Origin of the sequence: Proteus sp. fly-1008 (genome assembly GCF_040140305.1) — a bacterium.
Lineage (GTDB): Bacteria > Pseudomonadota > Gammaproteobacteria > Enterobacterales > Enterobacteriaceae > Proteus > Proteus vulgaris_B.
In genome coordinates, this window is sequence record NZ_JBEEWH010000007.1 from 133,617 (window position 1) to 158,867 (window position 25,251).

Here is a 25,251-nt window from a genome sequence, read left to right on the forward strand (position 1 = left end):
TCTTATTATAATGAGAATTCCACTGGAAGACTTTTTCCAAAATCATCGATATAAAATAATTCTATTTTCTTATTGCTCGGAAGTGTTTTACCTACATTAATTGTTGTTTCTGATTTTGGTAAAAGAAAACTAGGTATATTTTCAATCTCTTTACCATCGATTATTAGCTTCCCAATATTGATAAAATAAGGTGATTTATTTGATACTACGAGGTTTTCATTTTTTATATTCCAATTTAACGTTTTGATTTCTTTTTCAATATTGGCATTTTTAAGAGATTGAGGTCTATAAATTAATTTAATTCTATTGGTCATAGAATAGCGAAGTACATTCTCTAAGTTCTCATTACTTGGTGCGACAAATTTAACATTTATCCAATACATAGATTCAATATCATTAGGTAAGATTGTATTTTTAGTCACTTGTAATGTGTTTTTTTGTTGAGCTATTAATTTAATTAATGGTGGTGTAATAACAAAATCTTGGGTAAGTTTCCCATTAAGATCTTCGACCCAAGATTGTAATAAATAATTAGTATTTTTATCGCTATTAAATGCAACAAATCCTTCATTATTATTACTTTCATTATAAACAACACGGGTTGTTTCTAAACCAAATCCAGCAAAGCTAGATGTGATTGAGCTAAATATTAAGCCTAGTCCTAATAGCATTTTTTTAAATATCATCAAAAAGTACCTCTTTAAGATATGCAGGTTAATATAATAATTAACCTGCATTTATTTATTATTGATAAGTCAGAGTATAATTTAATGTTGCATCAGCACGACCTGCTTCAACGTCATTATCAGTGCTGACATATTTGGCAATAAAAGATAATGTTTTAGATTTAAGATCTCCATTATCTTTAATATCATATTCTTCAGCAAAATTAATATTGTAAGGAACATCTAAATCATCATGATCATAAATATGAATACCGACATTTTTTGCGGTGTTAGTATCATTAGGATTATCTAATGCCAAAATTTGGTTAGAGCTACTATCTGTTTTACCCTCTAGTTTTAATTTAACTTTACCTTGAGGTGGGCAATTAATTAAAGAGATATCTAATTTACCATTACCGCCAGTTCCTCCTACTTCGCTACCTGTACCGTCAAATTCACTGGTAGCATAACGCCCCATATTAACGTTACCATCAGAACCGGTGCCATTAATATCAATGGTACAAGTTGATGCATAAATTAAACCAGTGAAAGAAATTTGACCTGTTTGCTCTTCAGCAGAAACTGTTGTACTTGCCGTTATTGCTGAAATAACGAAAGCCATTGGAAGTAATTTTTTTGTTAAAATAGACATTGTTGACCCCTAGTGATTGATATAAATAGTATTTAATAAATTATATTAAGTGCTATTTACTCTAAGATCCGCTTATCCTTATTGCTCATAAGTTAACTAAAAGAACCAATAGATATAAGAAATTAAAAAAGATAGTTCTAATAGAAATATAATCTTAGATACAATAGCTTTTAGTATTAATCATAAAATTCACAATCAACTCTTATTACTTTGCTTTTTATAATTAATACTAATTCTGAATATAGAAAATGACTTCAATTTCTGTACAGGTGGATTCTATGTAGTTTATTTAATAATGTCTTATGTACAGTGTTACAAAGTTTTCTTATGTGATTTAGAAAAAACATTAATAAGATAATGAAAATAAAATTATTTATGCTTATTTTTCATATAGTTGATTTTTCATGTAGTGAAAGGAAGAAAGGGAGATAGTTCAAATTTACTTTATGGAAAATATATTTTGTTACAAATGGCATTAAGATTAAAATATCATGGTAACAATACTTTATAAAAGGTAGTCATTAAAAGAAGAGTTTCTAATAATATAGATAGAATAATTAGTGGGAATAATTCTTATTAAAACTTTAAATTTTATTTAAATCTTTTGATTAAATTAAAATTTAATTTTAAATAATTTTTATCGTATTTTCATTTTTCTATATAAAGTGGCAATGCTTATTCCTAAGATCTTTGCTGCTTTCTTCTTTCCTTCCAATGTTGTTCCTGTTTTTTCTAATATGCCCATAATGGTTTGATACTCTGATGTTAAGCTTCTAGTTTTGAGAAGTTCTTGTGTGTTTAAGGATTGAGTTTGATGTTCATGGGATGCGTTAGTTTTGGTATAGATACGACTAAGATTTTCTTTTTCTAATATATCACCATGAGAAGCCTCTAACAGATAAGGCGGAAGGTGGCTGAGATTTAAATCGACGGTATCCCCTTGCATAACATACATATATTCAATCACATTGCGTAACTCGCGAATATTACCGGGCCAATCATAGGAATATAAGTAGTTAATAACAACGTTGGGGATCTTCGTGGAAGGCCTTTGATAGGTTAAAGCCAGATTATCAGCAAAGAATTGTGCAAGCTCTGCAATATCTTCTCTGTGATCACGTAATGCTGGTGTATGGATCGGAACAACATTGAGACGATAAAATAAATCTTCACGAAATTGCCCTTTATTTACCATTTCACGCAGATCTTTGTTTGTGGCGGCAATAATACGCACATCAATATTAATTAGATTATTAGAGCCAACACGGGTAATACTTTTTTCTTGGAGTACACGTAAAAGTTTGGCTTGTAAATGCAAAGGCATATCACCAATTTCATCAAGAAATAGGCTACCACCATGAGCTAATTCAAATTTACCAATACGGCCTTTAGGATCAGCACCACTAAAAGCGCCACGCACATAACCAAAAAGCTCGCTTTCTAAGAGTTGTTCAGGAATAGCAGCACAGTTAATAGTAATAAAAGGCTGCTTTGTGCGTAGGCTTTGTTGATGAATAGTATAAGCAACCACTTCTTTACCTGAGCCACTTTCTCCTGTGATAAGCACACTGGCATGGCTTACGGCAACTTTACTTAGCATGCTTTTTAAGTGAAGCATATTTTGTGAATTACCAATTAAAGGAGAGTGGGGATTTTCATCAACGGAAAGGGCATTTACCTGCGTCATATAATCACGGGCATCATGAAAGATAACCATGGTAAGTTGGTCGTTATCAACTGATGAAAAGGTGATTTTTTTACACAGAACATGGTAGCGTTGCTGGTTTAATATCAGCCACGCTTCTTCATCACCATAAAGGATATCGCCAGTCATATCGATATCAAGAGACTGACCAATAAGCTCACAATCAAAAAAACGCAAAGCAGAAAGATTGGCATGCCAAATCTTACCTTGGCTATCAATAGCAATTACGCCTCTATCCATCACATCAATTAAATTTCGAAAAGTGCCAAATCGCTCTTGTTCACGAAGCCTTTCAAGGCATTCAAAAATACGGCTTGAGATCATTTCTGAAAATTGTTCGATAAAGGTGATAAAAGCTTGTTTTTGCTTCATCAAAAACATCTTTTGTTCTCGGTTAGAACAGATAATTCCAATTACACCAATAACTTGGTTATTCAGAAAAATAGGGGCATTAAGATCAAGCTCTTCAGTGCAGGTTAAGCGATTTTGACAAAGTTGGCAGAGGCTATTTTCTTTCGGATCTTCAATCAAAATAGTCTTTTGTACTTGCAGTACATGACGATAAATATGCCCATTATTGGAGACATCTTGATTGAGCATATAGCGGTAACGTCCTGTACCTGCGATACGAATTAAATTGTTATCAATAATTTCAACATCAGTGCCAGTGATCCCTGCAATGGCATCGGTATATTTGCTGATTTCATCTTGCAGTGTACTAAGTAATGAGTGCATCACATTCTCACCTTAAAATTATCATTATTGATAATAAATTATCATCATCTATTTTTGATGTTTTATTTAATTGTTATTTATTAATTGGTTAGTTTTATTTTGTATAAAGCTCACACAGTTTCTTATTATTGATAATTTATCAACTAAATAAAACCGTCTAGATCACAGCTTTTCTGTATCAGAAATTTTACCCCTTAATCACTAAAGTAATAAATATATTTAAAATCAATTAATTGTATTTTTATTAGATGCTTTTTGAGTGAGTTGGCATACATATTGCGATATAGGGGATAACCCTATGTATTCCGATTAATCGCGATATTGGGTTATCGCGAATTTTAAAGTGTGATTAAGAGGTAATTCCATGCAGGAGCAATTGCAGTACCTGATTAACCAAAGTTCATTTACGCGAAAACCAACCGCTGAGCTTGCCCCTTTTCATTATGACGAGTTAGCCAAAGCGTTAGATTTTCACAGAACTATTCCAGGATACGCACCTACACCGTTATTTCATTTACCCCAGTTAGCTAAAACTTTAGGGGTTGGTGAGTTATATCTCAAAGATGAATCTTTCCGTTTTGGTTTAAAAGCGTTTAAAGCGTTAGGTGGTGCTTATGCGATGGCGCGCCATATCGCTGATTTTCTTGAAATGGACATAAGTGAATTACCTTATGAGGTAATGATCAGTGATGAGATCAGGAAAAAGTTAAATGGCGTAACTTTTGCGACAACCACTGACGGGAATCATGGACGTGGCGTTGCTTGGATGGCAAGACAGTTAAAGCAAAAAGCGGTGGTCTATATGCCAAAAGGATCATCACAAGAACGTTTAGATGCCATTTTACGAGAAGGCGCAGTCGCTGAAATCGTTGATATGAACTATGACGATGCAGTGAGAATGACAGCGGAAATGGCTGAAAAATATGGCTGGATCGTGGTTCAAGACACTGCATGGGATGGCTATGAAGAGATCCCTTTATGGATCATGCAAGGCTATGGCACTTTAATGCTGGAATCTCTTTCGCAATTACATGAAGTACCACCGACGCATATTTTTGTACAAGCCGGCGTGGGCTCTTTTGCGGGTATGGTGCAAGGCATGGTAACCGCAGCTTATGGCAAACAAGCCCCTAAAGTGATTGTGGCAGAAGCACGTATTGCCGACTGTTTATATCAATCTGCCGTATCAGGGAAAGCGGATGCCATTCCTGTTGGCGGAGATTTACAAACCGTTATGGCGGGGCTTGCTTGTGGTGAAGCGAATAGTATTGGTTGGAATTTGTTACGCGATTATTCAGCGGCATTTTTCTCTTGCCCTGATGCCGTCGCGACTAGGGGAATGCGGATTTTAGGGAACCCTTTACCCGGTGATCCGCACATCATTTCTGGTGAATCTGGCGCTGTGACAACAGGATTGCTCTCTATTTTAATGCAATCACCGGTTTATCAAAGTGTGAAAGAAGAGCTGGGATTAGATGAAAATGCAAGAGTGCTTGTGATAAGCACTGAAGGTGACACAGATCCTGAGCGTTATCGCGATATCGTGTGGGATGGTGAGTTGCCTAGCTTCAAACAATTTTAAAAAACAAATAAGTCTTTTGGAGTGAAAAAGTATGTTATCAGCAAACCGATTTGATGAAGTTATTAAGAATTGCCAATTATTAATCCAACAAAAAAGCTATTCGGGTGAAGAAGGTAACGTTGTTAAAGTCATAGAAGAGATGATGAAAAGCTATGATTTTGACGATATTCATATTGATAAATACGGCAATATTATTGGTGGAATTATAGGCCAACACCCAGGGAAAACCCTTATTTTTGATGGTCATATCGATACTGTTCCAGTGAGTGAGCAAGACTGGAAAGAAAAACCTTATGGTGCAGAAATAAAAGATGGCAAGATTTATGGTCGTGGTACTAGTGATATGAAAGGTGCTGTGGCTGCGATGATTTCGGCAATTGGTTTTTATGGTCAAGATAATCAGCGTAATTTTGCTGGCCGTATTTATGTCTCTTGTATTGTACATGAAGAATGCTTTGAAGGTGTGGCGGCAAGACTGGTTTCAGAGCGATATAAACCCGATTATGTGGTGATTGGTGAAGCATCTGAATTAAACCTGAAAATAGGGCAACGTGGCCGTGCCGAAATTGTTGTTGAAACCTTTGGTAAGCCAGCGCACTCCGCCAACCCAGATGCTGGGATCAACTCAGTGTATAAAATGGCAAAACTGATCGAGAAGATCAGAGCATTAACGCCACCTGTTCATCCGATATTAGGAAAAGGGATCTTAGAGCTGACGGATATTAAATCAGCGCCTTATCCGGGAGCTTCTGTTGTACCTGAGTATTGTCGAGCCACTTACGATCGCCGTTTATTAGTCGGTGAAACAAAAGAAGGCGTGCTTGCACCACTGCAAAAAGCCATTGATGAACTCGCTTCTCAAGATGCGGATTTTAAAGCCAAAGTCTCTTATGCCTATGGTACTGAAAAATGTTACACCGGTGCGACTATTGAAGGTGAGCGTTTCTTCCCTGGTTGGGTATTAGAAGAGAGTGACCCTTATGTGCAAAGTGTTTTAAAAGGGTTACATGAATTTGGTTTCAAACCAACGGTCACACAATACTCTTTCTGTACCAACGGTAGCCATTATGCGGGTGAAGCGGGTATTAAAACGATTGGTTTTGGTCCATCTCGCGAAAATTTAGCACATACCATTGATGAATATATCGAGATTGAGCAACTCAAAGGCGCTGCTCGCGGTTATTACAGCATTATGAACAGCCTTTATCACCTTTAATTCTTACTCAAATAAATCCTTACTAGAAGAGTATCTGGCGAAATAGCCAGATGCTCTTTGGAGAAATAACAGAATGAAAACAATATTTAAAAACGCCACTGTTATTGATGGAACAGGGGCAAGTGCATTTCAAGCTGATGTCGTGGTTAATGAAGGAAAAATAATAAAAATCGGTCAGTTTGAGACAAAAACAAATGATCAAATAATTGATGCTACAGGGAAGATAGTCTGTCCTGGCTTTATTGATACGCATACTCACTCCGATCTTTCTGCTCTACTTAATCCCGCATTATCGGCAAAGATCCGTCAAGGGATCACCACGGAATTATTAGGGCAAGATGGTGTCGCGTTAGCACCATTGCCAGAGCAGTATATTTCTGCATGGCGTAAGAATATTGCGGGGTTAGATGGAGATTCTGACAGTATTGATTGGCATTTTAAAAATACCGAAGGTTACTTAGGGATGTTGGAAGCCAGAGGCTCTGCAACCAATCTCGCTTACCTTGTACCTCATGGAAATATCAGAATGGAAGCAATGGGATTAGAAGGTAATCCCTCTACTCGTGAAGATGTCGCCAAAATGTGTGAGATCTTAGAGCGTGAATTAAAAGCAGGGGCATTTGGTTTATCAACAGGATTGATTTATATGCCTTGTGCCTTTGGCGATACCGCCGAAATGATCGAGCTTTGTAAGGTTACCGCGAAGCATAATGGTATTTTTGTTGTTCACCAACGTAGTGAAGCTGACGATATTATTCAGTCTACTCAAGAGCTTATTGATATCGCTAAAGCATCCGGTGTTTGGTTGCATATTTCTCATATGAAAGTATGCGGTAAGAAAAACTGGGGATTAATCGATGAAATGCTCGGTATGTTAGAGCAAGCCCAAAAAGAGGGTATTCGTATCTCTTTTGACCAATATCCGTATGTGGCAGGCAGTACCATGCTTGGGGTAATTTTACCACCTTGGGTTCATGCAGGGGGTACAGAGAAACTATTAGAACGTTTAGCCTCTCCTGAACTGCGTAAAAAGATGATTGAAGATATCGAAAAAGGTATCCCAGGTTGGGATAACTTTATTGATTTCGCAGGATTAGAAAATATTTATGTCACTAGTTCTAAAACAGAAAAAAACCAAGATGCTGTTGGGCTTAGTCTTGTCGAGCTAGGCAAATTGAGAGGTAAAGATCCCTATAACGCAACCTTTGACCTGCTATATGAAGAAGAAAATGCGGTAGGTATGGTGGATTTTTATGGTACAGAAGAGCACGTTATCAAATTTTTATGTCGTCCTGAGCAAAACGTCTGTACTGATGGATTAATGGGCGCAGGAAAACCTCATCCTCGTGTATTTGGTGCATTCCCTCGTGTTTTAGGTAAATACGTTAGAGAAGAAAAATGCCTCACTTGGGAACAAGCTATCCGCAAAATGACAGGTAAACCTGCTGAAGTCCTTAGATTAACCGACAGAGGTTTGATTAAAGAAGGGTATGCAGCAGATATTGTGATGCTTGATCCTGAGACCATTATTGATAAAGGCACGTTTGTTGAACCAAACCAATATCCAGAAGGAATTGATTTGGTGATGGTCAATGGGCGTATCGCTTTAATTAATGGAGTCGAAAGTTACGCCTGTAGCGGTCATGTTTTAAGAGCATAACAACACAATAGCGCTCTTAAACGTTAAATCTTATCTCTGTTTATCACGGTTGTTCTTCAACCGTGATGGTTTCCCCTTACCTGAGGAACAGGAAAATGAGTTCAAATATTATTCCAGACCTTCAACAGAAGAAGACATGGAAAGCTCGTTACACCGTTTTATCTTTGATTTGGTTAGCATGGTTACTTTCATTCTTAGATAGAATGGTGATGAGTGTTTCGTTACCTTTTATTGGGCGTGATCTTAATCTTGATACCACTCAACAAGGCTTAATCATTAGTGCCTTCTTTGTCGGTTATGCCGCATTCCAAATACCGGGAGGTTTCTTAGCTGACCGCTTTGGTGCACGTAAAATTATGGCAATAGGGATCGCTTGGTGGTCAGTATTTACCAGTTTAACGGGGATGGTGTTTACATTACCGTTAATGTTAGCGGTACGATTCTTATTTGGTATTGGTGAAGGCTGTTTTCCATCCGCTTCTTGGAAAATGATCTCAACTTATTTCCCATCTAAAGAGCGTGGTCGTGCTACTGCCATTCAATCAACCGTAAATACTTTAGGGCCTGCATTAGCCGTAATTGTTGCAGCCAGTATTATCGGTGCTTTTGGCTGGCATATGGTATTTATTGTTTTAGGTATTCCGGGCTTATTAATTGCCGCAGGTATCTACTTCTTTACTCGTGATAATCCAAAAGATCACCCAAGCATTACTCAGCAAGATCTCGATGAATTAGCGGCAGATGGTACATTAACGGATAAACCTGTTGAAGCCGTCCCTTTTAAAGATGTGTTAAAAATGCCAGTGTTATGGCAAATGGCAGCCATTTGGTTTCTGTTTGATATCACCTTTTGGGGATTTTCAACTTGGTTGCCAAGCTATTTAATTACTGTTCGTGAATTCTCTTTGGCGAAAACAGGGGTAATGGCGGCTATTCCATTCTTATTTGGTGCTGGTGGGACATTATTAGGCGGTTATGTTTCTGATAAATGTAAATCACAACGTAAATGGTTGTATATGGTTACCGCAGTAATTGCAGCAGGCTTTTTATATATGACCTACACCGTTGAAAGTGCTGATATGGCAGTAGTTTATCAGTGTATTTCAGCATTATTTATGTTCTTCGCCATGGCAATGTTCTGGGGTATTTTGATGGATACTATCCCAAATAAAATCATGGGCCGTGCTTCGGGAATTGTTAACTTTGGTGGTCAAATGGCGGGTGTTGTTTCCGCACCGGTTATGGGCTTCTTAATTAAAGCAAGTGGTGGCAGTTATGACAGTGCATTTATGTTTATGATAATTGCATTGGTTGCCTCTGCTGTTGTGACATTCACTGTTAAAATGCGAAATACACCTGCATCCGTTTAATTAATCATTATTAATAACGTTTATATTTGAATAAATGTGATGTTATTAAAAGAAATAAGATTAATTAAATAAAATAAATGTATTAACTGTAAGATTTATTTATTAAAACTCACTATACGCTTTATTGATTTTTTAATTTAAAAAATCTTATTGTAGGGTATTTTTGTCTTAAAAAAGCCACGATTAAAAATCGTGGCTTTGCTTTTGTTAGATTAATAACATTATTTGCTTATCAGAACAAAGTCATTACCACTAAAACAGAGTGTGGCATCGCCACGAATAACTCGGTGATGGGCAATATGGCGTTGGCTATTTAATGAGGCGTGTTGCTTCATCATATAAGTCTCTAAATGCCATGCAATAAGTTGCTTAGCGAGCTTTTTATTGGCGTGCTGACTACGCTCTGATTGCACTTTTACACTAATGCCGGTGGCAATATGTGTTGCTCTGACCGCAGACTCTGTTTTGTTAACATGCTGACCACCGGGGCCATTGGAACGCATGGTTTCAAAGACAATTTCTTTGTCATTAATTTCATCAGGTTGTTCAAAACAAGCAACACCAATAAACCAGTTTTTACGTTTATGTCGTGGTCGTAACGTGCTTGCACATTGCCATTGTACTGAACCCGCCCACTGTTGGGCGATAGTTTGTGCATCATTGCCTTCAAGAGACACTAATGCAGATTTTAAGCCATAACGTGAAGGCTCTTTTTCAAGTATGGTTACGTTAACTTGTTGTTTTAATGTCGATTTCAAAAAGTAATTTAAGGCTTTTTCAACGGCTAAACAGCACTCTTCAGGGCCTTGTGCGGAGGTGAATTGTAATAACATTACGCCATCTCCCCACTTGTTTTATAGGTGATCACAGGTTTTAAACGTGCAATAACTTCGATTAACCCAATGCTCACCATACTTTCAATCACAGTTTCAATTGATTTATAAGATTGTGGTGCTTCTTCATAAATCAGTTGTTTATTGGCACAAATAATACGGCTACCTAATGCAGTTCGTGAAAGTTGTAAGGGTGTAAAACGGTGTGATAAACGGCCTTTACACTCGGTACGCATCCATTTTCTGCCTGCACCATGCGGTAATGAATGAAGGCTTAATTCAGACACAATGGGCTTAACAATATAACTGTAGTCACCGCGTGAACCCGGAATAACGACCATATCGTGATGTGCTGGTGTTGCACCTTTACGATGTAACCAACCTTGTTGACCATGTAATTCACAAGGCTCTACAAGATTATGATTAACATCAGAAATGACTTCACCTTGAGTATGAATTTGGCGCATCATTCTTTCACCAATAAGGCGACGATTTAGTTTTGCATAATCAAGTGCTTTATTGTGAGCTTGCAAATATTCATTTGCATCATCAGTGTTTGCAACCAGCCCTTTATGACCAAATTGTTCTGTGTGAGAGCGTAAGATAGATTGTCCTAAACCTCGTGATCCACTGTGGACTAAGAGCAATAACTGTTTTTTATTGATACCACTTTCAGCGAAAAGCGTTTCATTAATCACTTGGTCAATTTGCTGGAATTCAGCAAAGTGATTACCACCACCAATAGAGCCTAAAGAGCCAGCAAAAGAGTGGTTTTGCATTTCAGTCGATAGATGAGTTTCTAACCATTCTGAAGGTGCGATATCACTCATTTCACTCAACTGTTTTTCTGCTTTATCTAAGTTGAGTTTGTTGTTTTTAAATTCAGTTTGAAAGAGTGTCATACCACAGCCGATATCATTTCCGACTAAGGCAGGATAAAAACGATTAACAGAAAAAAAGGCTGCACCAATAGGATAACCACGACCAGGATGTAGATCTGGCATACCTGCGACATAAGTCATATCAGGAAGTTGAGCCGTTGTTTCTAATTGTTGGATTGCTTTGCTTTCAATCCAAGTATTATCTGATGCGATATAACAAACGCTATCAGATAAATAATGAACACACTTGTCCATATACCAATCCATATAATGTAAAGGATAAAAAAATAAATTGATTGGCGGACAGCAAAAAGAAGGAAAAAAGGATTACTTCTGAGATTGTCCGCAAAGAGTATTCATATTTTTAGTTGTCATGGGATACCTCCTTGCGTTAATTAAAATGGGTGAGAAATAATAAATCGCGGGCATAGTAACCACTTTTTTTTGCCTTGGCAATCAAAAAGTGGCGTGAGTTTTCTTTATTTTTATAAAAGAGAATAAATATAATTTATTTAATTTAAGGCTAACTTTTCTTTATTATCTATTTTAGTTAGCACTCTATTTTTAATTAATAAATCACTTTTACTGAGCTTTTTCGGCAATAATCTTCGTAATCATCCGTTAATTTTCTATCTGTGATAACAACATCAAACTGAGCTAAATCGCCCATATTGCCTGTCGCTGTTTCATCAAAATAGTGGTATTTGGTAAGTAAGATCTTACGAATAGATTTATCCATCGCTTTTTTCTTCATATAAAGATCGTCGATGTTATAACAGGTAACACCAAAATCGAGATGGACACCTTCAGCTGCAATAAAGGCTTTTTTAGGATTAATGCTATCAAGATAAGAAGGTTGGGTAGGGTTGTAGAATGAATCACTTTTAGAACGATATTCACCACCACAAAGTAAGACGGTGGCATTTTTTTTCTGGCTTAATGCTAAAAATACACGATGAGAATAACAGATCCCCGTGAAGTGCAGATTATCAGGTATAAGTTCAATCAGTGTAGGAATAAATTGCCCATTATCGAAAAAAAGGACATCACCCTCAGAGACCATACCGGCAGCAAGATTAGGGATATGAAGTTCTTCCGTTTGATCTGGTGTAATAATATCGGATGATGTTGAAATTAATCCAGAATGAGGTTGGGCTAATGCAACAATATAGCCACCCAATAATGACATTGGAAATGGATTTTCAGCGTCAGAACTAAGATCGCGTCTAATCGTCATTTCAGAAACTTCAAGGATCCTCGCGGCGTCTTTAAGATGTATGCGACCTGAGCGTTTTATACATTCACTGAGGCGGCGCAAACGTTCGTGCTGTTTGGTCTCTATCACCGAAGGATCCTTGTGTTATTGAATAGCGTACTCCAAGAAAATATACGCTAAACTATTTAGTAGTTTGATTCAGGTGCATCTGAATCTGTTGCGATAGCGACACTTGCGCTAGCACCAATACGAGTTGCACCTGCTTTGATCATGTTTAATGCTGTTTGGCGATCGCGAACACCACCAGACGCTTTTACGCCCACTTCGTCACCCACTGTTTTACGCATTAATGCAACATGATGTTCTGTAGCGCCCATTGTACTGTATCCTGTTGATGTTTTCACAAAATCAACGCGGATCTCACGACACATTTCACACACTAAACGTACTTCGTCGTCAGTTAATAAGCAAGTTTCTAAAATAACTTTCAGTGTTGTGTTACCACAAGCCGCTTTTACGGCCTCGATATCTTGTTTTACAAAGTCTAAACGACCGCTTTTTAACATGCCAATGTTAATAACCATATCGACTTCTTGTGCGCCTTGGCGGATAGCTTCAGCGGCTTCAAATGCTTTTGTTGCAGTTAAACCAGCACCAAATGGGAAGTCGATAACACAACATACTTTTACATCACTTCCTTCAAGGCAAGTTCTTGCTAAAGGGATGTAAGAAGTGTTAATACAAACAGAGAAGAAACCGTGTTCAGCTGCTTCAGCACACAATTTCTTGATTTGTGCTTCAGTTGTATCTGCAGCAAGAAGGGTATGATCGATATAATTAGCTAATGGACGCATTGTATATTCCTTAATAAGAAGATTGTTATTTATCACTCATGTTACTTTGGCAACATATTAGTGCCGTTTTAACGAGATAACAATCACAAATGATATTTAAATAACATGATACTGTTATACATCTATCAGAATGTCACTATTTTCACATTTATAAATTTTACATAAGAGTAAGAGGCGCTATGGATATCGCAGTGATTGGTTCAAATATGGTGGATTTGATCACCTATATAGATAGGATGCCAAAAGAGGGTGAAACCCTTGAGGCGCCGGCATTTAAAATTGGTTGTGGTGGTAAAGGAGCAAATCAAGCGGTTGCTGCTGCTAAATTAAATTCAAAAGTGATGATGTTAACAAAAGTTGGCGATGATATTTTTGCGGATAACACCATCATGAATTTAGGATCTTATGGCATTAACACACGCTATGTTGAAAAAGTGCCGGGTACAACAAGCGGTGTTGCACCTATTTTTGTGACTTCTCAATCATCAAATAGTATTTTAATTGTTAAGGGTGCTAATCAACATTTGTCACCAGAAGATATTGATAGAGCAGCAGATAGCCTGAAAAAATGCAAAATAATTGTACTGCAATTAGAAATCCCGCTTGAAACGGTCTATCACGCTATTGAGTTTGGTAACAAACACCATATTCCTGTGTTATTTAACCCTGCACCTGCTTCAAAAGCATTAGATCTTGATATTGCTGCCCGTTGTGACTTTTTTGTTCCGAATGAAACAGAGCTTGAAATTTTGACAGGTATGCCAATCACCACAATGGATGAAATTCGCGAAGCCGCTTGTTCTTTACTACAAAAAGGCTTTAAGAATGTCATCGTCACATTAGGTGAGAAAGGCGCATTATGGATGAATGGTGAAATTGAAAAATATATTCCTGCTATTGAAGTTGATGCAATAGATACCAGTGGAGCAGGCGATGCCTTTATTGGTTGTTTTTCTCATTATTATGTTCACACTAATAATATTGAAGAAGCATTAAATAAAGCGGTGATGTTTTCAGGCTTAAGTGTCGCCGGAAAAGGCACACAATCTTCTTATCCGAGTATTGAAGAGTTTGGGCAGTTTTTGTCACAAGCAAAGTAATATCCTTTTTCATAACCACTCCTTTCTATTCTCTCAGTTATCTAGCTCATAAGATAATTGAGAGAACTCCATTGAAATCAATTAATTAAATTATATTGATGATGACTATTAAATTTTTCTCTACAGAAAAAGATCTCGTATTATGTGATTTATTTCACACCATCAGGACAAATAGGATTGAAATATAATTTCATTAAATGTATTTTTAATTGAAATTTAGTTTCATAAGGTTGTTGTGATGAAAGAAGATGCATTGAGCCAATGTCTTAAAAATGAAAGTAACCAAGAAACAACCCAATTTTCAGAGTTAAGTGCATTGGAATTGGTCACATTAATCAATAGTGCAGATATGACGGTTGCAAATGCAGTCAAAAAAGAATTACCAGCTATTGCCTATGCGGTAGAAAAAATTACTGAACGTTTGCAAAAAGGTGGGCGTATTTTTTATGTTGGTGCAGGAACGAGTGGGCGATTAGCAGTATTAGACAGTGCCGAATGTCCGCCAACTTTTGGTGTACCTTCTACATTAGTGCAGGCCATTATTGCAGGTGGTCATGATGCAATGCTAAAAGCAGTTGAAAATATTGAAGATAGCCAAGAGGCGGCAATTGAAGAGCTTCAACGTCGCCATGTTAGTAATAAAGATGTCGTTATTGGTATTGCTGCAAGCGGCCGAACTCCTTTTACGGTTGCCGCGTTGCAATATGGCAAGGAATTAAAAGCGTTAACAATATCTATTACCACGCGTGGAAAAAGTGAGATGAGTGAGATTGCTGATTTATCTATTGCACCAGACGTAGGCGCAGAGGTATTAACTGGCTCTACAAGAATGAAAAGTGGTACAGCTCAAAAAATGATTTTGGGTATGTTAAGCACCAGTGTAATGACTAAGCTCGGTAAAGTGCATAAAAACCTGATGGTAGATGTGATTGCGAGTAATGAGAAATTACAACGTCGTGCTGAAGGTATTGTTAGCGAAGTGTGTGGAATTTCCAATGAAAGAGCCAGAACACTATTACAAATGGTTAATTATCATCCTAGAAAAGCCATTTTAATGTATGAGCTTCATCTAAGTGTGGAGAAAGTTGAGCAAATCACACAGCAATATCCTTATCGTTCGCTACAACAGCAACTTGCCCTATTTAATTAATAACAATATGAGTAAATACTCTGAACTTTAGCAGGCATACATATGGCTAATAAAATAGAACACCTCGACACGTTAGCAATAGAAATAGAAAAACATGCTGGTGGGTTTCAAAATGTGGCAACCTTAACACATTGTATGACTCGCATTCGATTGGTTTTAAAGGATAGTTCGCTGTTTAATGCTGATGCTTTAAAACAAGTCGAAGGCGTTAAAGGTGTTGTATTTAATGGTGAGCAACATCAAGTGATTGTCGGAATGGGAACAGCTGCAAAAGTTTATTCCATCATGAATAAGCGTATGCAAAAAAGTTCAGCAAGTAGTGAAGATGAGCCTGCGTCAACACCTGTGAAAAAAGGGTTTTCTATTCGCCGTATGCTTAATACGTTAGCAGCTATTTTTGTTCCTACGATCCCCGCATTAATTGGCTGTGGCTTGATTATGGGGCTAATTAATATTATTCGTTTAATGGCTCCCGGTTTAGTAGATCAGTTCCCTGAGTTATTTAAATTATTCAAATTAATCGGCAGTACCGTTTTTGCTTATCTCTCCATTATGATTGGGATAAATACAGCGAAAGAGTTGGGTGCATCAACTTCAATTGGCGCGGTAATGGCTGGATTATTAGCCATGCCAGGGCTTGCTGATATCACGTTATTTGGTGAGAAATTACAGCCAAACAGTGGTGGAATTTTTGCCGTCTTAATGGTTGTGGTATTCTCTTCAAAATTAGAACTGTGGTTTCGTAGCATCGTTAAAGAGAGTCTCGATCTTATTCTTACGCCCTTTGTGACGATTTTAGTCTCTTCACTTGTGGCGATTATGATATTCCAACCTATCGGTCATTACCTTAATCAGTTATTAGCGCAAGGCGTATCATTATCACTATTAAATCAAGGTGGTGGTGCGGTTGTAACTGGTGCTGCGTTAGGGGGGAGTTTCTTATTTTTACTCTTAACAGGATTACATCAAGGATTAATTCCTATTCATACCGAAATCTTAAATACTTTTGGTTTAAATTACCTGTTCCCTATTTTAGCTATGGGCGGAATGGGGCAAGTAGGCTCTTGTTTTTGGGTTTATCTACGTACTAAAAATCAACGTTTAAAGAAAACATTAATGGGCGCATTACCTGTGGGTATTTTTGGTGTCGGTGAGCCGCTATTATTTGGTGTTTCTCTTCCATTAGGAAAACCTTTTATAGCGGGATGTATTGGTGGTGCTGCTGGTGGTGCATTAATGGCATATTTCCAAGTGGGGATCATTATTCCATTTGGTACTGCTGGGTTATCATTAATTCCGTTAGTTGGTGATGGGCAAATTATTAAGTTCCTGATCGCGGTATTAGGTGCATGGATTGTCGGTTTTATTGCCAGTATGCTAATGGGTTTTACTGATCCAGAAAAATAAGCCAGTGATAAAAAGGATAACAGAATGTCAACGCTGACAAAAAAGCTTGAAAGTTTGCTAACACAAGGCAAAGGTACAGAACAACGTATTGCTCATTATTTATTGGAGAATAGTGAGAATATTGCCAGTATGAATGCGGCTGATCTGGCACTTAAAGCCGGTGTAAGTAGTGCTTCTGTTATCCGTTTCTCTCGTCAAATGGGATATCGTGGTTATCCTGAATTTAAAATTGATTATCTTTCAGAAGAAAAGCAACAAAAAAGCAGTGGCGATATTCTTTATGGTAATTTAGCGAAAACAGATCCGACAGAATTAATTATTTCAAAAACAGGTCATCTATTTACTAGCGCTATTCAGGATTCATTGGCTTTGTTAGATCCCAAGTGTATTGATCTGCTGGCTGAAAAAATGGTCTCAGCTAAACGTATTGTCCTGTTTGGTATTGGAGCATCAGCAGTTGTAGCAAGTGATATTTTTCATAAGCTTATTCGTGTGAATAAAAACGCCTTATTTAGTTCGGATCTTCATGCTCAACTGGCTTATTCCGCTAATTTATCTTCTGATGATATTGCTATTGCTGTCACGGCTAGAGGAAATACGGCGGATATTAATCGGATGCTGAAATCAGCAAAGAATGAAGGCTGTTTAACGGTGGCATTAACGCGTTTTGGACAAGATGAAGCAACTCGATTATCCGATTATACATTGCCCTATTTTTATGACGAACAGCATTCTCAATTAGGGGTGATCACGCCACAAGTTTTACAAATGGTCGCCTTTGATGTGTTGTTTTTTAAATATATGACACTGGCGAGTGAGTCAGCAGAAAAAGCCTTATTAAAAGGGCGAGAAGCTGTCATGCAAGGAAATCAATAATGTTACTTATTACCACATTAGCGGTGGGTGCTGCTATTGGTTTAATTATTAGCACAACGGGCGTGGGTGGGGGTGTTATTGTTTTACCTGTATTGACGTATTTTTTTGGTATGAATGCATTAATGGCTGTGGCGACTGCAAATTTATTATCGATGTTGATGAAGGTCACCTCGTCTTATATGCATTTTCGCCTTGGCAATATTCCTTTTAAAAGAGCAATGATTGTATTAGGAATAATGCTACCAAGTACCTTTTTGGCCAGCGTTTTGGTTAACTATTTGGGTTCATTAGAGCAGTATCAGCAACAAGTAGAGTGGGGAATTAATGCGCTTGTCGTGGGGGCGATTGTTTTTTCTCTTTTTCTCTTTGTGCAGAGAATGTTTTTCTCATCACCTCCGGTTGTGATTGAAAATATAAAACTAGGACCTTTAAATATTAAAGCACTTTTACTTCCTGCGGTTATGGCAGGGGTTATTTTAGGTGCAACCGGTGTGGGGGGCGGTGTAGTTGTATTACCGTTATTACTACGTTATGCAAACCTCTCTATTAAGCAGGCCATTGGTACTTCTATATTTACCACAACATTGTTATCGGGATCTTCGGCACTGGCTTATATGCAAGACGGGCATACGGATATTCATTTGGCGCTTTTGTTATTTTTAGGCTCGTTGATCTCGATTCCGCTGTCTAAATGGTTGCTAATAAGGATGCCTGATAGGGTGTTTCAGTATGCGACTTTAGTTTTAATTATTTGTAGTGCTGTAATGATGCTGGCTAAATTATTTTAATGTTAAAATATATCATTGATATTAACATTTATAAAATATAATAAATAATAACCAAATAAAGCCTGATTGTTTTTATTGGTTTATTTTATATTATCTTATTAATTTAATTGAGATAGTTTTATAATATAAATTCAATTCTCCTTATAATATCTGTGTGTTAATGGGATGTTTGATTTATTATTTGTTTTTAATGGGATATGATTTTAGTCATAAATAGATAATTGAGATGATAATCACATTAATGTTAATTCCTATATGTTTCACTGTAACCCTCATTTAATACCTATAGATGAAGGTACTAGTATTATGGAAAATAATAATAGGAAAACGCCTCATATTAGACGTATTGCCCACATTATGATGTATAAAAAACGTCAATGTTTTCATTTCTCCGTTTTTAACGGCTAAGCTCTCTTTCCTCACGCTAAAAATATAAAGCATATTTCCTAATAACGTGTGTTATTGGGGGAGTTTCTATTTTTATAAATAAAAAATCATTTTTAACTCTATTATTATCAGAATAATTAGGAGATAGGATTATTATGTCTATTAATATTAAAGGTAGAAGTTTTTTAAAATTACTCGATTTTTCATCTGCTGAAATTCAATATTTATTAAAGTTATCTAAACATTTTAAATCATTAAAAATGACCGGTATTCCTCATCGTTCTTTGGAAGGTAAAAACATTGTTTTATTATTTGAAAAAACCTCAACACGGACACGCTGCGCTTTTGAAGTTGCGGGCTATGATTTAGGAATGGGGGTGACTTATCTTGATCCTGGCTCATCACAAATGGGGAAAAAAGAGTCTATTGAAGATACTGCACGTGTGTTAGGGCGTTTCTATGATGGTATTGAATATCGTGGTTTCGATCAGTCATTAGTTGAAGAGCTGGCGGCGAAATCAGGAGTACCAGTATGGAATGGTCTTACTGATAAATTCCATCCAACTCAGATGTTGGCGGATATGCTGACTGTTGAAGAAAACTTTGGTCATTTAAAAGGGCTTAAGCTGACTTTCTTTGGTGATGCTCGCAATAATGTTGCTAACTCTTTAATGGTGGTTTGTGCGAAATTAGGCTTACATTTTACAGCGTGTGGCCCAGCATCTTTAATGCCTGAAGAGCAACTGGTGAAAGAGTGTCGTGCAATCGCGGCAGAAAATGAAGGCTCTATCACGTTAACCGAGGATATTGAAAAAGGGGCAAAAGACGCGGATGTTCTCTATACCGATATTTGGGTTTCAATGGGTGAGCCAGATAGTGTATGGGATGAGCGCATTCGCTTATTAAAAGCCTATCAAGTGAATAGTTCTATGATGAAAATGGCAAATCCTCATGCGATTTTCTTACACTGTTTACCTTCATTTCACGATCGTTTAACTATTATTGGTGAAGATATTTATCAGAAATTTGGTTTGAGTGAAATGGAAGTGGCTGATGATGTTTTTGAATCTCGCCAATCAAAAGTTTTTGATCAAGCTGAAAACCGTATGCATACCATTAAAGCAGTTATGTTCGCCACTTTAAGCTAAAGCAAGGAGTTAACAATGCCTAAAAAGGTATTTATTGCTTTAGGGGGAAATGCATTAGGAAATACGCCACTAGAGCAAAAGCAGATAGTACGAAAAACCGCTAAGCCTATCGTAGATTTGGTTGAGAAAGGTTACCAAGTCATTATTGGTCATGGTAATGGCCCACAAGTTGGGATGATAAATTTAGCTATGGATTATGCATCACAACAAAATATTGGCACGCCTTATATGCCATTTGCTGAATGTGGTGCGATGAGCCAAGGTTATATCGGTTATCACTTACAACAAGCTATTAATGATGAATTGTGTGCACGACATCTAAATAAAAATCATGGATGTGCAACAATAGTGACCCAAGTGGTTGTTGATAAAAATGATCCTGCTTTTTTATCACCTACAAAACCAATTGGTGCGTTTTATACTCAACAGCAAGCTGAGGCGATTCAAAAAGAGCATGGTTTTCATTTTATGGAAGATGCAGGGCGTGGATATCGTCGCGTTATTCCATCACCAAAGCCGTTAGAAATTGTAGAATCACCGATTATTAAACAGTTAGTTGAACACAATATCGTCGTGATTACGGTTGGTGGCGGTGGTATTCCTGTTATTAGGAAAGATAATTTATTAGAGGGCATTGATGCCGTTATTGATAAAGATAACTCCAGTGCTAAATTAGCTGTCGAATTAAAAACGGATATTTTACTGATATTAACGGCTGTTGATAAAGTGGCAATTAATTTTAATAAACCAGAGCAAGTCAACTTAGATAAAATAACACTCTCTCAAGCTGAAGAATATATTTCTCAAGGGCAATTTGCTAAAGGAAGTATGTTACCTAAAGTTGAAGCTTGTCTTAATTTTATAAAAGAAAGTCACAAGGATGCACAAGCAATTATTACTTCTTTAGATAATGCATTATCTGCTTTAGAAGGAAAAACAGGCACAATAATTATCTCTAATTAATATTATTTTTATTATTCTAAAACTAATTTTAAAAATAAACACTGCCAGTTAGATATTATTTCTACTGGCAGTCGTTACCTCTTATTTAAGTCGAGGACGCTATGAAACTTAAAAAGTTTGCGTTTCCGACCGCATTTACTATTTTATTTGCAATTACAGTAATTGTGGTTGGTTTAACGTGGATTATTCCGGCAGGCGAATATCAACGATTAAGTTATAACTCAGCAGAACCATCATTAGTGGTTGCGAAAATAGATGGTTCTCATGAAGTATTACCTGCAACTCAAGCGACATTAAACGATTTAAATGTCTCTATTGAAATTAATAAATTTACTGATGGAACAATTAAAAAACCAATAGCGATACCTGGAACCTATGAACGTGTAGCACAGCAACCCAAAGGGATAATGGATATTACCGAAAGTATGGTGAAAGGGACGATAGAGGGAGCTGATGTTATTGTTTTCATTCTTGTTTTGGGGGGGCTTATTGGGGTTGTTAATAAAACCGGTGCATTCAATGCAGGTTTAACAGCACTGGCAAATCGAACCAAAGGTAAAGAGTTTTTAGTGGTATTTGGTGTCACGATTATATTATCCATAGGCGGGACAAGTTGTGGGATTGAAGAAGAAGCCGTAGCTTTCTATCCCATATTAGTACCGATATTCTTAATATTGGGTTATGACGCTATTGTGTGTGTGGGGGCTATTTTTCTTGCGTCTTCAATGGGGGCTGGATTTTCAACCGTTAATCCATTCTCTGTGGTCATTGCCTCAAATGCATCAGGAATAAGTTTTATTGAAGGGATTGGCTTTCGTACGATTGGGTTAGTTATAGGTACAATTGGCGTTTTGGTTTATTTATATTGGTATTGTAAAAAAATCAAAAAAGATCCTGCTTTTTCTTATAACTATGAAAATGCCGAAAGTTTTAAACAGCGCTTTTTAAGTAATTACGATCCAAGCGAAATATTAGAATTTTCATGGCGTCGTAAAGTGATCCTCTGCTTATTTGTTGCCGCTTTCCCTATTATGGTTTGGGGTGTCATGGATATGGGCTGGTGGTTTCCACAAATGGCTGCTCTCTTTTTAGCCATTGCCATCGTCATTATTTTCCTTTCTGGATTAAAAGAAAAAACGGCCATTGATGGATTTATTCACGGGGCATCTGAATTAGTAGGCGTTTCATTAATTATTGGTTTAGCGCGAGGTGTTAACCTTGTGATGGAACAAGGTAAAATTGCCGATACTATCCTTGAGTTTATGTCTCATATGGTTGCAGGAATGCCACCAAGCCTATTCTTATTAGCACAGCTCGTTGTTTTTATTTGTTTAGGTTTTATTGTTCCTTCTTCTTCTGGCCTTGCGGTTTTAGCGATGCCAATTATGGCACCATTAGCAGACGCAGTCGGTGTTCCTCGTTATATGGTAGTGTCAGCATATAATTGGGGGCAATATATTATGTTGTTCTTAGCTCCTACTGGACTGGTGTTAGCAACCTTGCAAATGTTAGATATCTCCTATAACAAATGGCTCAAATTTATTATGCCAATGGTGGTATTTATGTTTGTACTTTCGGCAACATTACTCTTAGTGCAAGTTGCGTTTTTATAAAATTGAGTTGGTGTGTTTACGCAGATAAAAGGATTTTTGGTTATTCTGTAATGTGAAATTAATCTGGTTTTTTGTGCTGTTATCGTCATTATTTTTTGATTTTCATTAGAAGTGATCTAGTTCTCGTTTTTAGTGGTGATAAAAAATAAACCGAAAAAAAAGGTTGTTAATTTGTAGAAGTTATGTTTTTTTAAATACAGATAACACGTAAACACATCATTAAATTAATTGATAGGTAACCCATGATCATCACTACTCTACTACAAAGTCTACGACTAACAGCGCACATTGCGGCTGTGGTTGTCGTGCGTGTGGTGGTGGTCGTCGGCAAAGCGCCGTAACGGGTCCGAATCAACACAGTTTCGAAACCCCGCCGGCGCACTAACTGGGCGGGGTTTTTCATTTCTACCTGCCCATCAAGTCCGGCTTAGAACAAAGGACAGATAAAAATGGGTGATCAACAAGAAAACGCCACAACAAGTAGAACGTTTACTGGCGCACAATTAATCGTTTATTTACTGGAACGACAAGGCATTACGACAGTTGCGGGTATTCCAGGTGGAGCTGCACTTCCTTTGTATGATGCATTGAGCCAAAGTAACTCTATTCGACATATTTTAACTCGCCATGAGCAAGGTGCGGGTTTTATTGCACAAGGTATTGCAAGAGCAAATGGTAAACCTGCTGTGTGTATTGCCTCAAGTGGTCCAGGTGCTACGAATTTAGTGACAGCTATTGCTGATGCTAAACTGGATTCTATTCCTTTGGTTTGTATTACAGGCCAAGTCTCTTCAGCCATGATCGGAACCGATGCTTTCCAAGAAGTTGATACCTATGGCATGTCTATTCCCATTACTAAACATAACTATTTAGTACGCGATATTGCGGACTTACCTAGCATTATTTGTGATGCATTCCGTTTAGCAATGTCAGGGAGACCGGGACCAGTTTGGGTTGATGTGCCTAAAGATATTCAGCAAGCCACAATTACATTAGAAGCGTTACCACCTATTCCACAAAAGGATCCTGTTCCCACCTTTAATACTGATTTAGTGATACAAGCGGCACAAATGATTAATCAAGCTAAAAATCCCGTTTTATATTTAGGTGGGGGAATTATTAGCTCTGAGGCATGTAAAGAGGCAATTGAATTGGCAGAGAAAAATAATCTGCCAACAACCATGACCTTAATGGGGTTAGGCTTAATGCCACCTTCACATCCTTTGTATTTGGGGATGTTGGGTATGCATGCGACTCGTAGTACTAACTTTATTTTAGAAGAAGCGGATCTGTTGATTGTATTAGGGGCTCGATTTGACGATCGTGCCATCGGTAAAGCAGAGAAGTTTTGCCCTAATGCTAAAATTATTCATGTTGATATCGATCGCGCTGAAATTAGCAAGATCAAACGCCCTGATATCGCGATCCATGCTGATGCAAAATCAGTGTTATCACTGTTATTACCATTGATTAATACCAATAAACGTAATGAATGGATAGAACGTGTTACGACACTGAAACAAGAATATCCATTAGAGATGAAAAACTCTGAAAATATTCTGAGTGGTTACGGTATTGTATTGGCGGCCGCAAATTGCGTAGATGATGATGCGATTATTACGACTGACGTAGGACAACATCAGATGTGGGTAGCACAAGCGTATCCGTTAAATCGACCTCGACAATGGCTAACTTCAGGTGGATTAGGCACGATGGGGTTTGGTTTACCTGCCGCAATTGGTGCGGCGTTAGCTGAGCCAGATAAGAAAATCCTCTGCTTTTCGGGGGATGGCAGTATTATGATGAATATTCAAGAGCTTGCCACTGCGGCTGAACACCAATTAGATATCAAAATTATCTTGATTAATAATCAGGCATTAGGATTAGTTCACCAACAACAAACGCTATTTTTTGAAGAGCGCATTTATGCTGCAGCTTACCCTTATCAAACAGATTTTATTCGTATTGCACAAGGTTTTGGTTTAGATACCTGTGACTTAAACCAGGAAGCAGATCCCGCAGGTGCATTGCAAGCTGCTATTGAAAAACCAGGGCCTTGCTTAATTCACGTTATGATTGATATCCATGAAAAAGTGTTTCCGATGGTTCCACCAGGGGCTGCAAATATTGAGATGATAGGAGCTTAATTTATGTCAAACCAATCACAACCTATCGCGCTGGAATTGATTGTTCGCAACCATCCCGGTGTTATGACCCATATTTGTGGTCTCTTTGCTCGTCGCGCATTTAACGTCGATGGCATTTTGTGTTTACCAATGAAAAATAGTGATAAAAGTCGTATTTGGCTATTAGTGCAAAAAGATGATCGCCTAATGCAGATGGTCAGTCAGGTAGAAAAGCTTGAAGATGTAAAAGAAGTGAGATTTAGCGACGATTTACGAGTTTTTGAGCAAATGGAAAGTTATTTAAATTAATGCAGATTGGCTCTC

23 protein-coding genes are annotated in these 25,251 nt (G+C 37.4%); 15 read left to right on the forward strand and 8 right to left on the reverse strand.

All coding sequences use genetic code 11. From position 1 onward, the window contains the following. Positions 1-5 precede the first annotated feature (5 nt). The 3 genes from ABN256_RS13135 to ABN256_RS13145 all read right to left on the reverse strand — a co-directional run bounded on the left by ABN256_RS13135 (position 6) and on the right by ABN256_RS13145 (position 3,757). Positions 6-686: a fimbrial biogenesis chaperone gene (locus tag ABN256_RS13135; RefSeq protein ID WP_349439535.1), complete on the reverse strand. Its 681-nt coding sequence runs from the start codon at positions 684-686 to the stop codon at positions 6-8. A 58-nt stretch (positions 687-744) separates the two neighbouring features. After that, complete coding sequence (locus ABN256_RS13140; protein WP_196554313.1) at positions 745-1,317, reverse strand: fimbrial protein; 573 nt, start codon at positions 1,315-1,317, stop codon at positions 745-747. A 637-nt stretch (positions 1,318-1,954) separates the two neighbouring features. Continuing rightward, the gene (locus ABN256_RS13145; protein ID WP_349439553.1) at positions 1,955-3,757 is read right to left on the reverse strand and encodes a sigma-54 interaction domain-containing protein; all 1,803 of its coding nucleotides are present in this window, start codon (positions 3,755-3,757) and stop codon (positions 1,955-1,957) included. A 364-nt stretch (positions 3,758-4,121) separates the two neighbouring features. Between ABN256_RS13145 and dpaL the strand changes: the two genes are divergently transcribed. The 4 genes from dpaL (at position 4,122) to ABN256_RS13165 (ending at position 9,585) form a co-directional block, all read left to right on the forward strand. Then, complete coding sequence (gene dpaL, locus ABN256_RS13150) at positions 4,122-5,339, forward strand: diaminopropionate ammonia-lyase (protein WP_115351184.1); 1,218 nt, start codon at positions 4,122-4,124, stop codon at positions 5,337-5,339. A gap of 31 nt (positions 5,340-5,370) precedes the next feature. Then, complete coding sequence (locus ABN256_RS13155) at positions 5,371-6,555, forward strand: YgeY family selenium metabolism-linked hydrolase (RefSeq protein ID WP_196554315.1); 1,185 nt, start codon at positions 5,371-5,373, stop codon at positions 6,553-6,555. A gap of 73 nt (positions 6,556-6,628) precedes the next feature. Further along, a complete protein-coding gene (locus ABN256_RS13160; protein ID WP_072069521.1) occupies positions 6,629-8,215 on the forward strand; it encodes an N-acyl-D-amino-acid deacylase family protein in 1,587 nt (528 codons plus the stop codon). Between the two features lie 95 nt (positions 8,216-8,310). Continuing rightward, positions 8,311-9,585, forward strand: coding sequence for an MFS transporter (locus ABN256_RS13165; protein WP_072069520.1), 1,275 nt, complete (start codon positions 8,311-8,313; stop codon positions 9,583-9,585). A gap of 221 nt (positions 9,586-9,806) precedes the next feature. Here the strand turns inward: ABN256_RS13165 and prfH are convergent, their stop codons facing one another. The 4 genes from prfH to deoC form a co-directional block, all read right to left on the reverse strand. Beyond that, on the reverse strand, positions 9,807-10,418 hold the full coding sequence (prfH, locus tag ABN256_RS13170; RefSeq protein ID WP_349439536.1) for a peptide chain release factor H: 612 nt from the start codon (positions 10,416-10,418) through the stop codon (positions 9,807-9,809). Further along, the gene (locus ABN256_RS13175; RefSeq protein ID WP_349439538.1) at positions 10,418-11,554 is read right to left on the reverse strand and encodes an RNA ligase RtcB family protein; all 1,137 of its coding nucleotides are present in this window, start codon (positions 11,552-11,554) and stop codon (positions 10,418-10,420) included. The genes prfH and ABN256_RS13175 overlap by 1 nt, the downstream gene beginning before the upstream one ends. 313 nt (positions 11,555-11,867) lie before the next feature. Further along, positions 11,868-12,644, reverse strand: a complete 777-nt coding sequence (locus ABN256_RS13180; RefSeq protein ID WP_115351181.1) for a DeoR family transcriptional regulator — start codon at positions 12,642-12,644, stop codon at positions 11,868-11,870. Between the two features lie 56 nt (positions 12,645-12,700). Then, positions 12,701-13,369, reverse strand: coding sequence for a deoxyribose-phosphate aldolase (deoC, locus tag ABN256_RS13185; RefSeq protein WP_072069516.1), 669 nt, complete (start codon positions 13,367-13,369; stop codon positions 12,701-12,703). A gap of 179 nt (positions 13,370-13,548) precedes the next feature. On the opposite strand from deoC, the gene rbsK reads away from it, so the two are divergent. From rbsK to ABN256_RS13230, 9 genes are all read left to right on the forward strand, one after another. Continuing rightward, the gene (gene rbsK / locus ABN256_RS13190; RefSeq protein ID WP_072069515.1) at positions 13,549-14,469 is read left to right on the forward strand and encodes a ribokinase; all 921 of its coding nucleotides are present in this window, start codon (positions 13,549-13,551) and stop codon (positions 14,467-14,469) included. A gap of 238 nt (positions 14,470-14,707) precedes the next feature. Then, positions 14,708-15,619: an N-acetylmuramic acid 6-phosphate etherase gene (murQ, locus tag ABN256_RS13195; RefSeq protein ID WP_197269614.1), complete on the forward strand. Its 912-nt coding sequence runs from the start codon at positions 14,708-14,710 to the stop codon at positions 15,617-15,619. Positions 15,620-15,661: 42 nt separating this feature from the next. Then, entirely contained in the window at positions 15,662-17,026 is a 1,365-nt protein-coding gene (locus ABN256_RS13200) for a PTS transporter subunit EIIC (protein WP_349439542.1), read from the forward strand. 24 nt (positions 17,027-17,050) lie between these two features. Beyond that, positions 17,051-17,902: a MurR/RpiR family transcriptional regulator gene (locus ABN256_RS13205; RefSeq protein WP_197269612.1), complete on the forward strand. Its 852-nt coding sequence runs from the start codon at positions 17,051-17,053 to the stop codon at positions 17,900-17,902. Beyond that, a complete protein-coding gene (locus ABN256_RS13210; RefSeq protein ID WP_197269611.1) occupies positions 17,902-18,690 on the forward strand; it encodes a sulfite exporter TauE/SafE family protein in 789 nt (262 codons plus the stop codon). Before ABN256_RS13205 ends, ABN256_RS13210 begins: the two co-directional genes overlap by 1 nt. Before the next feature lie 306 nt (positions 18,691-18,996). Continuing rightward, positions 18,997-19,098 (forward strand): leader peptide SpeFL, encoded by a 102-nt coding sequence (gene speFL, locus ABN256_RS13215; RefSeq protein WP_197269610.1) that lies wholly within the window; start codon positions 18,997-18,999, stop codon positions 19,096-19,098. Positions 19,099-19,232: 134 nt separating this feature from the next. Next, a complete protein-coding gene (argF, locus tag ABN256_RS13220) occupies positions 19,233-20,225 on the forward strand; it encodes an ornithine carbamoyltransferase (RefSeq protein WP_196554324.1) in 993 nt (330 codons plus the stop codon). 15 nt (positions 20,226-20,240) lie between these two features. Continuing rightward, positions 20,241-21,188 carry a carbamate kinase gene (gene arcC / locus ABN256_RS13225; protein ID WP_340894859.1) on the forward strand — a complete coding sequence of 316 codons (948 nt, stop codon included), beginning with the start codon at positions 20,241-20,243 and terminating at the stop codon, positions 21,186-21,188. 101 nt (positions 21,189-21,289) lie between these two features. Continuing rightward, positions 21,290-22,801, forward strand: coding sequence for a YfcC family protein (locus ABN256_RS13230; RefSeq protein WP_197269609.1), 1,512 nt, complete (start codon positions 21,290-21,292; stop codon positions 22,799-22,801). 190 nt (positions 22,802-22,991) lie between these two features. Here the strand turns inward: ABN256_RS13230 and ABN256_RS19245 are convergent, their stop codons facing one another. Beyond that, positions 22,992-23,159 (reverse strand): hypothetical protein, encoded by a 168-nt coding sequence (locus tag ABN256_RS19245; protein ID WP_420902346.1) that lies wholly within the window; start codon positions 23,157-23,159, stop codon positions 22,992-22,994. A 91-nt stretch (positions 23,160-23,250) separates the two neighbouring features. Here ABN256_RS19245 and ilvB point away from each other — a divergent pair, with 91 nt between their 5' ends. Next, on the forward strand, positions 23,251-24,948 hold the full coding sequence (gene ilvB / locus ABN256_RS13240) for an acetolactate synthase large subunit (protein WP_197269608.1): 1,698 nt from the start codon (positions 23,251-23,253) through the stop codon (positions 24,946-24,948). 3 nt (positions 24,949-24,951) lie between these two features. Continuing rightward, on the forward strand, positions 24,952-25,236 hold the full coding sequence (ilvN, locus tag ABN256_RS13245) for an acetolactate synthase small subunit (protein WP_006535577.1): 285 nt from the start codon (positions 24,952-24,954) through the stop codon (positions 25,234-25,236). Positions 25,237-25,251 lie beyond the last annotated feature (15 nt).